The sequence below is a fragment of the Pseudomonas anatoliensis genome, assembly GCF_017976235.1.
Lineage (GTDB): Bacteria > Pseudomonadota > Gammaproteobacteria > Pseudomonadales > Pseudomonadaceae > Aquipseudomonas > Aquipseudomonas anatoliensis.
In genome coordinates this window covers 513,575-527,452 of the sequence record NZ_JACVHC010000001.1, presented here as the reverse complement: position 1 = coordinate 527,452, position 13,878 = coordinate 513,575, and the positions used below count along the sequence as shown (strand labels likewise).

Annotated in this window: 17 protein-coding genes; 10 read left to right on the top strand and 7 right to left on the bottom strand. The window is 57.2% G+C overall.

Translation table 11 applies throughout. The features are described 5' to 3' along the window. Positions 1–141: 141 nt before the first annotated feature. The 5 genes from ICA16_RS02340 (at position 142) to ICA16_RS02320 (ending at position 3,951) form a co-directional block, all read left to right on the top strand. The gene (locus ICA16_RS02340) at positions 142–1,050 is read left to right on the top strand and encodes a MurR/RpiR family transcriptional regulator (RefSeq protein ID WP_210699836.1); all 909 of its coding nucleotides are present in this window, start codon (positions 142–144) and stop codon (positions 1,048–1,050) included. Positions 1,051–1,112: 62 nt separating this feature from the next. Then, positions 1,113–1,718: a glutathione S-transferase gene (locus tag ICA16_RS02335; protein WP_210699835.1), complete on the top strand. Its 606-nt coding sequence runs from the start codon at positions 1,113–1,115 to the stop codon at positions 1,716–1,718. Positions 1,719–1,720: 2 nt separating this feature from the next. Continuing rightward, a complete protein-coding gene (locus tag ICA16_RS02330; protein WP_210699834.1) occupies positions 1,721–2,827 on the top strand; it encodes a DNA alkylation repair protein in 1,107 nt (368 codons plus the stop codon). 162 nt (positions 2,828–2,989) lie between these two features. Beyond that, complete coding sequence (locus tag ICA16_RS02325; protein ID WP_115147427.1) at positions 2,990–3,310, top strand: isochorismate lyase; 321 nt, start codon at positions 2,990–2,992, stop codon at positions 3,308–3,310. A 155-nt stretch (positions 3,311–3,465) separates the two neighbouring features. Further along, positions 3,466–3,951 (top strand): P-loop nucleotide/nucleoside kinase family protein, encoded by a 486-nt coding sequence (locus ICA16_RS02320; protein ID WP_210699833.1) that lies wholly within the window; start codon positions 3,466–3,468, stop codon positions 3,949–3,951. Positions 3,952–4,116: 165 nt separating this feature from the next. On the opposite strand, the gene ICA16_RS02315 is transcribed toward ICA16_RS02320, so the two are convergent. After that, positions 4,117–5,049, bottom strand: a complete 933-nt coding sequence (locus tag ICA16_RS02315; RefSeq protein WP_210699832.1) for a LysR family transcriptional regulator — start codon at positions 5,047–5,049, stop codon at positions 4,117–4,119. A 109-nt stretch (positions 5,050–5,158) separates the two neighbouring features. On the opposite strand from ICA16_RS02315, the gene ICA16_RS02310 reads away from it, so the two are divergent. The 5 genes from ICA16_RS02310 to ICA16_RS02290 all read left to right on the top strand — a co-directional run bounded on the left by ICA16_RS02310 (position 5,159) and on the right by ICA16_RS02290 (position 8,945). Next, a complete protein-coding gene (locus tag ICA16_RS02310; protein WP_210699831.1) occupies positions 5,159–6,244 on the top strand; it encodes a TauD/TfdA family dioxygenase in 1,086 nt (361 codons plus the stop codon). Positions 6,245–6,247: 3 nt separating this feature from the next. Further along, the gene (locus ICA16_RS02305) at positions 6,248–7,006 is read left to right on the top strand and encodes a sulfite exporter TauE/SafE family protein (protein ID WP_210699830.1); all 759 of its coding nucleotides are present in this window, start codon (positions 6,248–6,250) and stop codon (positions 7,004–7,006) included. A 16-nt stretch (positions 7,007–7,022) separates the two neighbouring features. Continuing rightward, on the top strand, positions 7,023–7,502 hold the full coding sequence (locus ICA16_RS02300; protein ID WP_150602826.1) for a YbaK/prolyl-tRNA synthetase associated domain-containing protein: 480 nt from the start codon (positions 7,023–7,025) through the stop codon (positions 7,500–7,502). A gap of 210 nt (positions 7,503–7,712) precedes the next feature. Then, positions 7,713–8,204, top strand: coding sequence for an NUDIX hydrolase (locus ICA16_RS02295; protein WP_210700162.1), 492 nt, complete (start codon positions 7,713–7,715; stop codon positions 8,202–8,204). Between the two features lie 3 nt (positions 8,205–8,207). Further along, a complete protein-coding gene (locus ICA16_RS02290) occupies positions 8,208–8,945 on the top strand; it encodes an NUDIX hydrolase (RefSeq protein ID WP_150602828.1) in 738 nt (245 codons plus the stop codon). A 167-nt stretch (positions 8,946–9,112) separates the two neighbouring features. On the opposite strand, the gene ICA16_RS02285 is transcribed toward ICA16_RS02290, so the two are convergent. The 6 genes from ICA16_RS02285 to ICA16_RS02260 all read right to left on the bottom strand — a co-directional run bounded on the left by ICA16_RS02285 (position 9,113) and on the right by ICA16_RS02260 (position 13,860). Continuing rightward, on the bottom strand, positions 9,113–9,769 hold the full coding sequence (locus ICA16_RS02285) for a DUF2931 family protein (protein ID WP_210699829.1): 657 nt from the start codon (positions 9,767–9,769) through the stop codon (positions 9,113–9,115). Next, a complete protein-coding gene (locus tag ICA16_RS02280) occupies positions 9,769–11,310 on the bottom strand; it encodes a phospholipase effector Tle1 domain-containing protein (RefSeq protein WP_210699828.1) in 1,542 nt (513 codons plus the stop codon). Before ICA16_RS02280 ends, ICA16_RS02285 begins: the two co-directional genes overlap by 1 nt. 138 nt (positions 11,311–11,448) lie before the next feature. After that, positions 11,449–11,811 carry a DUF6124 family protein gene (locus ICA16_RS02275; protein ID WP_150592205.1) on the bottom strand — a complete coding sequence of 121 codons (363 nt, stop codon included), beginning with the start codon at positions 11,809–11,811 and terminating at the stop codon, positions 11,449–11,451. 572 nt (positions 11,812–12,383) lie between these two features. Next, on the bottom strand, positions 12,384–12,863 hold the full coding sequence (locus ICA16_RS02270; protein ID WP_210699827.1) for a GNAT family N-acetyltransferase: 480 nt from the start codon (positions 12,861–12,863) through the stop codon (positions 12,384–12,386). 12 nt (positions 12,864–12,875) lie between these two features. Continuing rightward, the gene (locus tag ICA16_RS02265; protein WP_210699826.1) at positions 12,876–13,091 is read right to left on the bottom strand and encodes a DUF4287 domain-containing protein; all 216 of its coding nucleotides are present in this window, start codon (positions 13,089–13,091) and stop codon (positions 12,876–12,878) included. Positions 13,092–13,305: 214 nt separating this feature from the next. Then, positions 13,306–13,860: a cytochrome b gene (locus tag ICA16_RS02260; protein ID WP_210699825.1), complete on the bottom strand. Its 555-nt coding sequence runs from the start codon at positions 13,858–13,860 to the stop codon at positions 13,306–13,308. Between the last annotated feature and the right edge of the window lie 18 nt (positions 13,861–13,878).

The following is a 13,878-nucleotide window of genomic DNA, read 5'->3' as shown; positions in this document are numbered from 1 at the left end:
GACCAACGGCTAACCAAGCTGCGTTTGATCGCGATTTTTTCGCCTGCCAGTGCATCGTTTCAGCCAAGCAGACCCGGTAAACCACCACTAACATCAGCCACACCTCGCCACAGCGTTATCGATCAGCCAGAAGGATGACTTATGCCCCGCCCCGATCTGCCGGCCACCGACGAGCCCACCCTCGCCAGCCCCCCGATCACTGCCGAGCGTCTGCTGCAACTGATCACCGAGGAATACGAAACCCTGCCGCGCCAGCTTAAGCGCATTGCCAGCTACATGAGCCAGCAGAGCGACCGGATCATGGTCGACCGCATCAGCGACATCGCCCGCGAATGCGAAGTCCATCCGTCCGCCATCGTGCGCTTCTCCCAGCGTTTCGGCTTCAGCGGCTTCAGTGAAATGCAGGCGCTGTTCCGCACCGCCTACACCCACAAAGCCTCGCCAGTGCAGAACTATCAGCAACGCATCCGCAACATGATCGCCAACCAGTCGCAGAAAGCCAGCGACGGCGACCTCGCCCGCGAGTGCATCGACGCGACCCTCAGCGGCATCGAACGCCTGGGCCGCGAACTCGACGACATTGCCTTCGAAAAAGCCGTCGACCTGATCGTCAACGCCGACAACATCTATGTCGTCGGCGTGCGCCGCTCCTTCGCCGTCGCCGACTATCTCGTTTACAACTTGCAACACACTCAGAAACGCATCCACCTCGTCTCCGGCCTGGGCGGCAGCTACCGCGAACAAATGCGCAGCGTCCGCGAAGGCGACCTGGTCATCGCCATCAGCTTCACCCCCTACGCCAAGGAAACCCGACACTGCCTGCGCCACGCCCGCGAACAACAGGCCAACACCCTGATCCTCACCGACAGCCACCTCTCGCAACTGGCCAAACGCGCGAACAGCGTGTTGTTGGTCAATGAAGGAAGTGCGCTGGCTTTTCGTTCGTTGAGTGCGACGTTGTGTTTGTGCCAAGCATTGTTCGTGGCCGTAGCCTATCGACTGGAATTGAATGTCGATGAGATTCACGAACAAGCCGGATTCGACGACTGACAATTCCTTCAACCTCGGCTAGGTTATGCCTACCCCACCGGTTTGACTTGAAGGAACGCGTCATGAAACTGATCGGCATGCTGGACTCCCCTTACGTGCGCCGCGTGGCGATCTCCGCCAAACGCTTAGGGATCGACCTCGAACACGAGTCAGTCTCGGTGTTCCGCCACTTCGAGCAATTCCAGCAGATCAACCCGGTGGTCAAGGCGCCCACCCTGATCCTCGATGACGGCGTCGTCCTCATGGATTCGACCCTCATCCTCGACTACCTCGAAACCGCCTCCGGCAAAAGCCTGCTGCCGAAAGACCTGAGCCAACGCGCCCACGCCCTGCGCCTGATCGGCCTCAGCCTCGCCGCCTGCGAAAAAGCCGTGCAGCTCTATTACGAACGCAACCTGCGCCCGGCCGACATCCAATACCAACCGTGGGTCGAACGCGTCGAAGGCCAACTCGCCGCCGCCTTCACCGCCCTCGAACACGAACTCGAAAAAACCGGATTACCCACCGACGGCACGCTCACCCAGGCCGGCATCAGCCTCGCTGTCGCCTGGAGCTTCACCGACCTCGTCGTCCCCGACCAGATCGATGTGGCGCGCTACCCGCGTATCGCCCAATACACTGCCTACGCTGAGACGCTTGAAGCGTTCGTCAGCACGCCGATGTCCTGATCATGAGCGCACCTGAAACCGCGTCACCGGCACTGAAAGAGATCTTTAACACCGAGCGTTTGCAACACATCGCCACAGAAATGAGCGCTGTGTATCCGGCGTTCAAGGCCAAGGCTTTTTTGAAACACGCCAATGACGGACTCGCCGACCTGTCCGTCATGCAACGCATGGCCCGCGTCAGCGAAAGCCTGCACGCTGTGCTGCCGCTGGACTACGAAGATTCCCTCGATGTGCTGCGCGAACTCGCACCACGACTGAACAGTGGATTCGTCAGCATGTGCCTGCCGCACTACGTCGCCATCTACGGCGGCCACGCATTCGATACCTCCATGGAAGCCCTGAAGTATTTCACCACCTTCGGCTCCTCCGAATTCGCCATCCGCCACTTCCTGCGCAGCGACCTGGAACGCTCGCTGGAACGGATGCACGACTGGACCCAAGACGAAAACCACCACGTCCGCCGCCTCGCCAGCGAAGGCAGCCGCCCTCGCCTGCCGTGGTCGTTTCGGCTGGAATCGGTGCAGGCGGATCCGCAGTTGGCCGCCGGGATACTGGACCGGTTGAAGGCGGATGAGAGCCTGTACGTGCGCAAGTCCGTGGCGAATCACTTGAATGACGTGACCAAGGTGCATCCCGAGTGGGTGCTCGACACGATTGAAGGCTGGTCGCTGGAAAACAAACACACGGCGTGGATTGCGAAGCATGCGTTGCGAAGTCTGATCAAACAGGGGGATTTGCGGGCGTTGACGGTGATTGGTGCCGGGGGGAAGCCTGAGGTTGAGTTGTTGGATGTGAAAATTGAGCCGGCGGTGGTGAGGCTGGGAGAAGCGATTACGCTGTCATTTGTGGTGAAGTCGACGGTGGCTGAAGAGCAGCGGTTGGTGATTGATTATGCGATTGACTATGTGAAGGCGAATGGCGGGGTTTCGGGGAAGGTTTTCAAGTTGAAGACGGTGGTGTTGCCGGGGTTTGGGAGTGTGGTTGTGGGACGGAGGCAGGTGATTAAGGATTTTACGACGCGCAAGCATTTTGTTGGGGGGCATGGGGTGAAAGTGATGGTTAACGGGGAGGTGTTGGCAGCTACCGCGTTTAACATCATTGCGGGATGACGCCGTAAATGGATTTAGTGGGGCTGGAGAAGGTTGAACAGGTGCGAGATTGAGGGTGGGCCAGTTTTAGCCCAGATTAAGCCGCTATCCATCAAGGACTGCTAACGGTCGGAACAGGACGATGAAGTCCCAAGGTTTTTTCAACAAACGGAGTCCCCCTACATGGAAGTCATCAATCATTTGCAGCCAGAAGCGTGTGCAGGCATGGAGGAAATCCGACGCGAGATCGATGCCCTTGATCAGGCTGTCATTCAGCTGTTGGGCAAGCGCTTTCACTACGTACTCGCGGCCTCGAAGTTCAAGACCTCGGCGACTTCAGTTCGTGCACCAGAGCGGTTCAAGGCCATGCTATTAACTCGACGCGAGTGGGCAGAGGCGGAGGGCCTAAATCCGGATGCAATCGAGAAAATGTACAGCGACCTGGTGAATCACTTCATTGCAGAAGAGATGAAGCATTGGGCTGCTCAACAAGATGACACTTGAGACCAGTGGCCGGGGTCAGTCATGACAGGCAGCAATCGGCCAATACCGGACGTTCATGACGACCGCTTCCGCCCCAAAGGTGACAGTGGACGATCTGCGGTTGCTTCGACGCTTGTCAATGAGCAATATCAGTACTCGACAAGGAGACGTCCCCCATGACTCAACCAATGCTTCATTTGATGTCAGGCAAGATTGCATCCGGCAAATCGACGCTGGCCAAGTCCTTGGCATCTGAACGGTCGGCTATTCTAATGAGTGAGGATTATTGGCTCTCAAGGCTTTATCCTGACCAAATCCATTCAGTGGCCGATTACGTGCGGCTTGCACGTCAGATTCGGGCACTGGTGGGCCCGCTTGTCACCGATGTGCTGAAGGCTGGCGTGACTGTGATTTTGGATTTCCCGGCCAACACTCCAGAGGATCGGCAATGGTTATGCGGTCTGGCTGACGCAGCCGAAATTCCCCACTGTTTCCACTACATCGAAGTGGATGATGAGACCTGTCGGGGCCGGCTACATCAGCGCAATGGCCGCGCAGAGCATGAGTTTGCAGCAAGCGACGCTGAGTTCGATTTGATCACGAGCTACTTTCGTGCTCCGGATGCAGATGAGGGAATCCAGATTAAAATTCACCGCTTCTGAAGGGCAGTGATACCTGAGCAAATTATCTAAAAAGTCCGCTTTTGGCCGATTACAGCCATTCGTAACAGGCCACAATCGGCCAAGCACTCATGACGTCGTCCGGTAAACATCAAAACCCAGCGTGCTCTCGATAGTGAGCAGACAGGGCTGAACGCCCCCCTAACCTCATATCAGTGCTGACCCGCGTTTACATTCGAGGCTTTCACCTAAGCCACGGATCATCTCCATCAATGCCTTCACCCGCAGCGGCAAATTTCCGGCCGGGTACACCGCGTGCATCTGTGGGCTCTCGCCGCTGCTGGAGGTGAGTTTGTACTCCGGACAAACCCGGCACAGGCGCCCTGCTTCCACTTCGGGCTCCGCCATCCAGTCCGCCAAGCGGGCGATTCCGACGCCTGCCAGGGCTGCCTGGAATACCGCCAGACCGGAGCTGAAACGAAATTTGGGATGAACCCGAAAGCTGATGGCCTGCTCCTCACTGCGAAAATTCCACTCCTTGAGAATCCGTGGCGCCGTGTGCAGGATCAGCGAGTGCGACTCCAGTGCTTCGATGGAGTCGGGCATGCCGTTGCGCTCCAGGTAGTCGGGGCTGGCATACAGATAACGTGAGTAACTCCAGAGCGCAAAGCCGATCAATTCGCTGGATTGTGGAAACGCGCCGCGAATCGAGAAGTCCAGCTTGCTCTTGGCCGGGTCGATGATCTCATCGGTGAAAATCACATCGATGTTGACGTCTGGATAACGCTCGCAATATTGCGCGATCAACCGGGGCAATACCCCGTTTCCGAGAAACTCGGGGGCGGAAAAACGGATCCAGCCGGAGGCCAGGCCGCTGAGACCGGCCAGGTCTTCATCCACCTCACGTTGCAGATCGAGCATTTTGTACGCGTGGGGCAATAAGCATTCACCCGCTTCGGTCAAGCTCACGGCATTGGACGAGCGATTGAACAACTTGAGCCCGACACTTTCCTCCAGGGCTTGAACGGCGCGGGTCAGCGCGCTGGGGGAGCGCCCCAGAGTCCGTGCCGCGGCGACGAAGCTGCGCTTGCGAGCCACGGTCGCGAAGGCTTCAAGTTCCCCCAACATATTCAATGCCACTCTCCACCTCATTGCGTTTTTCACAACGCGGCATTGCAACACAAAAAAGTCCCTTCCGTTAACCTTCCCGCTCAACCCACAAGGATTGGGCAAACAGGAGCGCACGGACGTGTCGAAGCTGGATAAAGAAATCGGGAAAGCCGCAGCTTGTGTTGATGAAGTCATTCATGAATGGCTGGAAAAACAATCAGTGACTTCGATCCGACGGGAGATACCGCAAATTCATCTGTCGCTCGAAGAACAACACACACTTCAGGCCGGTCTGGCATTGCTGGACGTGACCGATAGCGCCTCGGGTATCCGCCACATGCCGATCCTGGGGCAGTTGCTGGAAAGTGTCCTGTGCGTCGAGAAAATCCAGCAGCTACGCAATTTTCCTAAATCCCGTGACGTGGCGATGATCGTAAGGGGGCTGCCGCTGGACCCGCAACTGCCCGCCACGCCCTATGACCTGGAGCCGGGTATCGAGAACTTGTCGACTCTGGCCGGAGCTATTTTGTCCGTGCTGCAAACGCTGCAAACCCGTCCGTTGGCGTACGAGGGTGAAAGCAGCGACACCGTGTTCCGTCACGTATCGCCCAAGCAAAAGCGAGAGACCGAAAAGAGCTCCTATGGCTCGCGTGCGGATCTGGACATGCATGTCGACAACCCTCACCTGCCTTTGACCTGCGAACCCGTCTCGCAGTTGTCGGCCTGTCCGGAGTACCTGTCCCTGACCGGCCTGCGCTGCGAGCTCGACGTGCCGACGCGCATCGTCGCCATTGACGAGGTGCTGGCCATTCTGCCGGCCTGGGTCGAAGAAGAACTGTCACAACCGAAATTCACCGTTCGCCGACCGGCCTCCTTCGGCAAACAGGGCAACGTGCTGGAAAACGTCCCCTTGCTGTACAGAAGCGCAACCGATGGCCTGTATTGCCGTTACAACAAAGCGAGTGTCGAAACGACCTGCGCCAGTGCGCAGTTTGCCCTCCAACTGTTCGCCGCCGCCGCCAATCATGCCGATGTCGTGCACCACATATTGCTGCAACCAGGCGACATGCTGATCTTCAAGAACCAGCAAACCCTGCATGCCCGGGATGGTTTTACACCCCGCTACGACGGCCGTGATCGCTGGATGTTACGCGTCTTCGGGGTCAATGATCCGGCTCGCGTGCTGCCGCTGGACCCTCATCAACCCTTTATAGTCAGAGCCTGATTCATGGTCGATATTGTCATCCTTTGCGTGTTCGCCTTTGCCGCCGGCCTGATCGATGCGGCGGTGGGCGGCGGCGGACTGATCCAGATTCCCGCGCTATTCAACGTGCTGCCCACCGCTCAACCGGCGGCGCTGCTGGGTACCAATAAGGTCGCGGCCGCCTGCGGCACCGCATTCGCGGCCCGGTCCTTCGTGCGCAAGGTGGTAATCGACTGGGGTCTTGTGATCCCCGCCGCCTGCGCGGCTTTTATCATGGCCTTCTTCGGAGCCGCCACGGTGTCGTTCGTACCCCAGTCGATGATCCGGCCGGCGGTGCTGGTGTTGATCGTACTGATGGCGATCTACACCTTCTGGAAAAAGGATTTCGGCGCCCTGCACAAACCCATGCACATCGGTACCAAGGAAAAACTGCTGGCGATCGTCATCGGCGGTGCCATCGGTTTCTACGATGGTCTGTTCGGTCCCGGCACTGGCAGCTTCCTGATCTTCCTGTTTATCCGCTGCTTCGCCTTCGACTTTCTTCATGCCTCGGCATCGGCCAAGCTTGTGAACATCGCGACCAACGTAGCGGCACTGATGTTCTTCATTCCGACGGGTAACGTGCTCTACCTGATCGCAATCCCCATGGCGGCATTCAACATCCTGGGCGCGCTCACCGGCACCTGGCTGGCGGTTCATAAAGGCGTGCCCTTTGTCCGGGCTCTGTTCCTGGTGTTGCTGGTGATTCTGATCAGCAAACTGTCCTACGACCTGTTCCTGTAAACCAGAGGAAAACTACATGCATCCCATGTTCGATCGCCTCGTGGCACTACTCGATGCCCGCTCAGCCTCCTACCGGGTGTTGATGCACGATGCCGAGGGCCAGTCGGCGCGCGTCGCCGAAATCCGTGGCACCGAGCCCGGCCAAGGCGCGAAGGCCATGCTTTGCTCCCTCAAGGGTCAGGCCGAACCCTATGCACTGGTGATACTGCCGGGCGACCAGAAGCTGGACATGAAGAAAGTCGGAGCGGCCCTGGGCGGGAAAAAAGCCGAGCTGGTAAAGGCCGAAACCGCCATGGAACTGACCGGGTGCCGGATCGGCGCCATCCCTCCTTTTGTTTTCGATGAGCGGATTCAATTGATCGTCGATCCGGCCTTGACCACACGCTACGCCGAAATAGCCTTCAACGCGGGGCGGCTGGATGCATCGATGGTGCTCGATACAAAGGATTATCTGGCGATTGCCATGCCTCGATTGCTGGATATCAGCCAGGCTTGAGCAGATGTTTTCAGGGACGGATTTATTTTCATACTTCTTAAAAAACGGATCTTGAAAAATGGATCAGTCTCCTGGGCTGTAGCCATCGGCGAGAAGCGGCTTTTCGCGGCCGACGGCAATCGGGCAATATCCGACATCAGAATATCTGGCCCACCCACGCAGAAGATGAGGCCGAAAAATGTGAGCATCGTTGCCGATAAGGAAATCGCCATGTCACCGAACAAGGCCTGTCCCGTCATCCTCTCCAGTTTTCCCGCCACCCATATCCTTCTGTTCCGCCATCCAACAGCAGGTGTACAACTGGTAAAAGGGACAATTGAGTCAGGTGAAACTCCAGCTCAGACCGCGCTGCGTGAATTGAGCGAAGAATCCGGCATAGGGGCTGCCTCGCTGGTCAGCGATATGGGCTGCTGGAATGCAGAGCATCTCGACCAGATATGGTCATTCCAACTGTGTTTCACGCAGGAATACTTGCCGCAGCAATGGAACCATCTCACGCTCGATGACCACGGCCATAGCTTCAGCTTTTTTTGGGCTCCATTCGATAATTTACCTTATGCCGACTGCCACCCGGTCTTCCGTCGAGCATTACGGTTCCTGACTGCCAAGTTGACAGCGAAAGGATATGTGTTGGCTCACGATCATTCGCAAAGCAATGCCCTCCTCACTACAATCTCGGCAGATCGACCAATCCAAAGGTGAACCGTGGAATTCAAACGGGACAGATTCAACGGCATCATTGTCGACGCCGCTTCGCTGCCGGACGACCCGCAAGCGTTGTGTGGCGCCGTCGACGCGTTAGTCGCCCTCATCGAGCACGAGCGCCTGGCTCTGGCCTGGGTCACACTGCCGATCAGCAACGCTCAAGGCATTCCGGTCTTCACCGCCGCCGGTTTCTCCTTCCATAGCTGTCTGACCGATCAGCTGACCCTGGTGCGCCGTCCATTCGAGCAGGCATTCGTCCCATTCATACCCACCCATACCATAGGGGCGGGCGCCATCGTCATTAACGACGCTGGGGAACTCCTCGTCATAAGGGAGCGAGGTACCACCGGGTTCAAGCTACCGGGGGGCCATGTAGACGCCGCCGAGCGAATTCAGGATTCGATCGAGCGCGAGGTGCTGGAGGAGACTGGGATCGAATCGAAGTGCGAATCCATCGTGGCATTTACCACCAAACACCCCTACCAATTTGGCAAATCGAACATTCACTTTATCTGCCGAATGACGGCCTTGACGCAGCGTATCAACGTACTGGACACCGCCGAGATCGAAGAAGCTAAATGGGTAGCGCTGCAAGCCTACCTGGCAGACTCTGGCAACAGCCTGTCCAACCGGCAGCTGGTCAGCGACGTAGCGTTCAGCCAAGGGCTCGTGTGCACCGAGTATTCCGCCAACATCGGGCTCCACAAAAAACAAGAGATTTTCACGGCGGCTTGCTGATTAATCGAAATAGCCGCCTCCACCTTCAGGTAATAGGGCTCGGTAAACGCCAACTCCCAAGACTCGGATTTGGGATCGGTTTTGCCTGAATAGCGGATCTGAAGATTGGCGTCCGGCCAAGAACAATGTGCATGGCAGCGTGATGCTCAGCTTCATTGGTCCACCGATTACCAACTTCCGTACGGGATGCCGTATTTCTCGATATAGCGCTTGGACTTTTCACTGACCGGGTATGCGTAACGCCCTTGGTTTTTGCCCTGACTAGGGCCTAACGGTTCGATCTCGGCTTTGGCTTTGCCCACTTTGACCGGACGGTGGCAGGAATCTCGAACAAATATTTGCACGACGCCTCCGGGAGCCAGGCCCAAGTAAATAGACGAGCTATAGCTAGCCTGTTCCTCTGGAGTCTCAGGGCATCGCTGATTAACGGAAGCCGTCATCAGTTGTCTCGCTTCTTCGGGCACATCCACCCAAACCTGATAGGTCTGCGGCTCTACAATGGATTGCCAGCGCACGTAAATGCGCTTAGGCAAATCTGCGCCGATCACAGCTTTTGCGGCTGCCCCTACAGCGTGCCAACCACGCGCGGATTCTTTACCGTTTTCTGGCTCCCCGCCGGCGGCCGTACCTCCTCCCGTGCGTTTGAACAGTTTGCCGTTTATGTCTTCGACGGCACTATCCTCAACCCACACCTTCATGTAATAGGGCTCGGTAAACGCGAGTTCCCACGACTTGGATTTGGGATCATTTTTGGCTGAAAGGGGGTCAGCAGCTTGGCAGCCGGCCATGATCAGTACGCACAGCAGTGTTACAAGAACTTTCATTACCAAAGCTTCCAGTCAGCAACGTGTGGGTGTTGCACGCGGATCGAGTCTTCCGTCGGGGCGTTGATGTAAACAGCCCTGATGCCGCTGCCATCTCTTCGACCGAGGGGATGGTTCCAGTTGGCGGACGTGTGAATGTACTTCAGTTTCAGAAGTTGGTCTTCTTGCTCTGTGACGGAGTAGTCACCCGCTAAAAATTTATCGCATAGACCTTGAAGCTCTGCGGGAATGGCCAGATCCGGGGTGTCTGGAATATCGTTGAGACGAGCGCCCTTTTCTTTCGCCAAACGGTGCATCACGCGCAAATAAACCCTGGACAACAGGCCGCTCACTGGGCGTTTAAGTTGCAGTGCTGCGTACACGCGTTTTTGACTTGGGCTTAGCCTGTCCTGCGGGCCATTTGGCATCGGATGCGCGTCAGGGGTCACAACTTCGAGCATGTCCGCAGGCCAGCCTTTGGCCAACCATTGGCTCTTGGCGCTAACAGCATCGCGGTAGATCGAGGTGGTAGTGACATCAGTATTCAGAGCCACGGTCAGTGTTTGCATGGGAGTGACCAGAACACATTCTTGCGCCTCTTCGAGGTATCCGCCTCCGATGTCAGAGTGCACGCCCGGAAGGGTTATTTCCAGATGATCGGCTTTGACGCGACTGAGTGCGAAGTTGGCTCGACACTCATCACGGGCGGACAATTGAACTACGTCTGAAAAAAATCGCCGGTCGAGATAAAGCTTGATGCCCGTCGCCACGGAGCTCTTGATGTTCCCAAAATTAGACCAGCCGGCAATCGATGGGACAGTATCGAACAAGCCGATAAATCCCATATTGATGTCGCTTTTATATTGGTCGTTGAATTTGGAACTGAAGGCTCTCGGCAAGTTTCGCAGAACGGTGCCAAGTGGTCCGCGACTGGTGCGGACTATCTCGTTGGCAAAATGGCGGGCCGCCGCCGCACCACGACTGAATCCGAAAGTATCGAAGGTCAGGGACGTAATTTCACTTCCAGGGTTATCAATTAACACCCGACTGATAGCTTGTTGAATGATTGGAAAAGAGGATTCGACTCTTCCAGCAACACCCGTTTCTCCGCGCCCAGTGCCCGCTCCGAACGTACTATCCTCTTCTCCGGATCGTGTGCCGATACCCTCGACATAGACGACGCGCGAGGTGCTCTTTTGCGAGCCCTCGCCTACCGCCTCTGGTATAGCGTCATATAAGTCGCTCAGTCTTTTCACATTGCTAAAGTCGTTACCGTAACTGCTGTCCGGATCACTCATGTACGGCATGCAACTAGCAGGAATATCCTCAGGCGCAATCGGATGCTGCGCACCACACAGCAACCCAGCCGCCGTGTTGTTCGCATTATTTCCAGTGCCATCAAAGAACACGCCAATCCGCAGCGCGATGCCGATTTTCTCAGGCTCGGGTGCGGGTTCTTTCCCGTGTTTTTCGTATTCAGCCCAGCGCTGGGCGTGGATATCGACGGGTTTGGCTTCTTCGTAGCGATAGTTTTTCGGGGGGTTGGGGACGTAGCCGCTCAATCCTTGATTCCTTGCTCTGATCCTTGAGAACGGCCCGAAGGGTGACAGCCGAGGCCTGGGGGCGCAAGGCATGGCCGTGTGCCAGCCCGGTTGAGACCGCGAGATGTGACGAGGGTTTCCCCTCGTCTTGGTGAAGGGTTATTTCGTGATTACGACGTTGTCCAGCGCTTGGTTTACGGCCAGTTCGCCGAGCATTACGACCTGCGCGATTCCCAGCGCAGTTTTGCGGTGGGAGATGTCCAGCATGGCGGCGAAGTTGTTGAGCATTTCGCTGGCCGAGCCGAGGGTTTCGCTGGCGTTGGCTAGCAGCGATTCGGTGTCGTACTTCGGGTTGGCGAAGTACATGCGGTCGGGCTCGTTGGTGCTGGCCATGATTTGGTCGGCAGGCTTGAGGTAGTGGTCGAGGGCGCGTTCGGCGGCTTCGTGAAATTTCCTGGAATCGGGGGATTCGTAGGGGGATGTGGGGTCGGTTTCTGGCGGGTTGGGCGTTACTTTGAACATGGTGAAACTCCTGATTTTTCACTAGGAGCTACCAGCATCACTTGCAGATGATGGGTGGCAGCTATGCGCGGGTCTGCAAGACCGGGAAACCAGGCACCCGGCAGACCCTAGGGTCTCCCGCACAAAGCCGCCATTGAGCGGACACAAATGAGTGTCCCTTGGCAGGGCTATGCGACTGGTTTCGGCGGGCTTGCAGACCCGATCACTGATGAGCAGTGACGGGAATCAAGTTACGGGGGGAGTTCCAGACGCACAAGCCGGCGGATTCTGGCTTAGTCGTAGCCGATGGCGCAAGACGTTGTAGGGCTTTGGTGGTTACTAGAGGCTTCGTTTAAACAGTGTCGGAATTGTCTGTTTATTTTGGTCTGGGATTCAGGTGGTGGCTGGGCCGGCGTTATCGCTGGCAAGCCAGCTCCCACAAGGTTTTGTGGTTGGTTTGGGATTTTTGGTGGCTGGTCTGACGTCTTCGCGAGCAGGCTCACTCCTACAGGGGTAGTGCCTGGCTTTGGACAGATGTTGGCTGGGCTGGCGTTATCGCTGGCAAGCCAGCTCCCACAGGAGTTGTGGGTTGCTCAGGATTTGTGGCGTGTCATCTGGATCAGGGCTGTTCGGCCGCCATCAGGTGCGGGGCGTTCTTCAATGGCGAATGGGACGAAGCCGAGTTTTGGGTAGAGCAACAAACCTGCGGTGTTTTCGTTGAAGCACGACAACTGCACTTCGTTAGCCTGGTACTTTTCGAAACCCAATGCAGTCATGGTTTCGATGATGTATCGGGCCACACCTCGGCCGCGGGCACTCGGCGCGACGATGACGTTGCCGACGCAGCAGATGCCGTTGTGTTCGGCGCGGTAGAAATTGGCGAAGCCGACAACTACACCATCATCTTCGAAAACCGTGGAGTCGAAGCGTTGGCTGATTGCGCTGTGCAGTTGTTCTTCCGTCAGCGGGTAGTTTGCTTTCGGGAACATGAAGAACAGTTCCTGAATGCCCTGCGGAAAACTGCAGACGGTTTTGACATCTTCGGCCAGTACGGGCCGGTGAGTGAAGTTCATCGCGCCCTGCCCTCACTTTTTGCCGTTGGCCAGATGATGCGCAACCAACGCATTGGCATGCCCGTGGCCCATGCCGTGTTCTTCCTTGAGCCACGCCACCAGTTCCATGTGTTTCTTGTCGCTGACGCCGGCGAGCAGGGTCAGCCAGTGGTCGATGGGCTGGCCGTACTTTTTCTCGATGGAGGGGAAGTACGACGCCGGGCCTTTTACTTTGTTGTCTTCGTTCATGCTAAACGCTCCGTGGGTCGCGACGGAGGGTCGGCGGACGCTCCTTGTCGGCAAGGCCTAAGCGTGGACGCGAAGTGCGGATCCGGCAACTGCCTTGCTCTACCAGACGCTGAAAAAACTGTAGGAGTGAGCCTGCTCGCGATCGCGGTGGTTCAGTCAACATCGATGCTGACTGAACAGGCGCCATCGCGAGCAGGCTCACTCCTACAGGGGGTTAGCGGGAACCTGCGCGCCCTGGCAGCATCCGCACCAGCGTGTTATCGCGCACCCAGTAATGGTGAAACAACCCCGCCACCGCATGCAGGCCAATCAGCCAGTAGCCGGTGCTACCGATCAGTTCATGCCAGTACTTCAGGCGTTTGGCGAAGTCCGGGTCGATGGCCACGGGGGCCGGTACGTAGAAGCCGAAGTACGGGAACGGTTTGTCGCCGGCGGCGAGCATCAGCCAGGCGAGGATCGGGGTGGCGATCATCAGGCCGTAGAGGGCGAGGTGCGTGAGGTGCGCGAGGCCGGTTTGCCACGCTGGGGGTTTGGGGGTGATCGGTGGGCGTGGGGTAAGGCGGCCGAGCACGCGGAGCCACACCAGGGCGAAGATGCTGGCGCCGAACAGGCCGTGAAAGCCCATCAGCAGGCCGCGCGCTTCGCTGCCCTTGAGCATGTAGCCCTTGATTTCGACGCAGGCGTAAACGCCGACGAACAGCACCAGCATCAGCCAGTGCATCGTGATTGAGAGTTTTCCATAACGGGTTGCGGCGTTGTCGCGAGTCATAAGATGCGCCTCGTGATT

Bases quoted from the DNA above. Each gene is read 5' to 3' on its own strand.
- ICA16_RS02285 (WP_210699829.1), bottom strand. From the start codon at position 9,769: ATGAAAGTTCTTGTAACACTGCTGTGCGTACTGATCATGGCCGGCTGC.
- ICA16_RS02325 (WP_115147427.1), top strand. From the start codon at position 2,990: ATGGAAGTCATCAATCATTTGCAGCCAGAAGCGTGTGCAGGCATGGAG.
- ICA16_RS02265 (WP_210699826.1), bottom strand. From the start codon at position 13,091: ATGAACGAAGACAACAAAGTAAAAGGCCCGGCGTCGTACTTCCCCTCC.
- ICA16_RS02260 (WP_210699825.1), bottom strand. From the start codon at position 13,860: ATGACTCGCGACAACGCCGCAACCCGTTATGGAAAACTCTCAATCACG.
- ICA16_RS02295 (WP_210700162.1), top strand. From the start codon at position 7,713: ATGTCACCGAACAAGGCCTGTCCCGTCATCCTCTCCAGTTTTCCCGCC.
- ICA16_RS02340 (WP_210699836.1), top strand. From the start codon at position 142: ATGCCCCGCCCCGATCTGCCGGCCACCGACGAGCCCACCCTCGCCAGC.
- ICA16_RS02320 (WP_210699833.1), top strand. From the start codon at position 3,466: ATGACTCAACCAATGCTTCATTTGATGTCAGGCAAGATTGCATCCGGC.
- ICA16_RS02270 (WP_210699827.1), bottom strand. From the start codon at position 12,863: ATGAACTTCACTCACCGGCCCGTACTGGCCGAAGATGTCAAAACCGTC.
- ICA16_RS02335 (WP_210699835.1), top strand. From the start codon at position 1,113: ATGAAACTGATCGGCATGCTGGACTCCCCTTACGTGCGCCGCGTGGCG.
- ICA16_RS02275 (WP_150592205.1), bottom strand. From the start codon at position 11,811: ATGTTCAAAGTAACGCCCAACCCGCCAGAAACCGACCCCACATCCCCC.
- ICA16_RS02300 (WP_150602826.1), top strand. From the start codon at position 7,023: ATGCATCCCATGTTCGATCGCCTCGTGGCACTACTCGATGCCCGCTCA.
- ICA16_RS02305 (WP_210699830.1), top strand. From the start codon at position 6,248: ATGGTCGATATTGTCATCCTTTGCGTGTTCGCCTTTGCCGCCGGCCTG.
- ICA16_RS02330 (WP_210699834.1), top strand. From the start codon at position 1,721: ATGAGCGCACCTGAAACCGCGTCACCGGCACTGAAAGAGATCTTTAAC.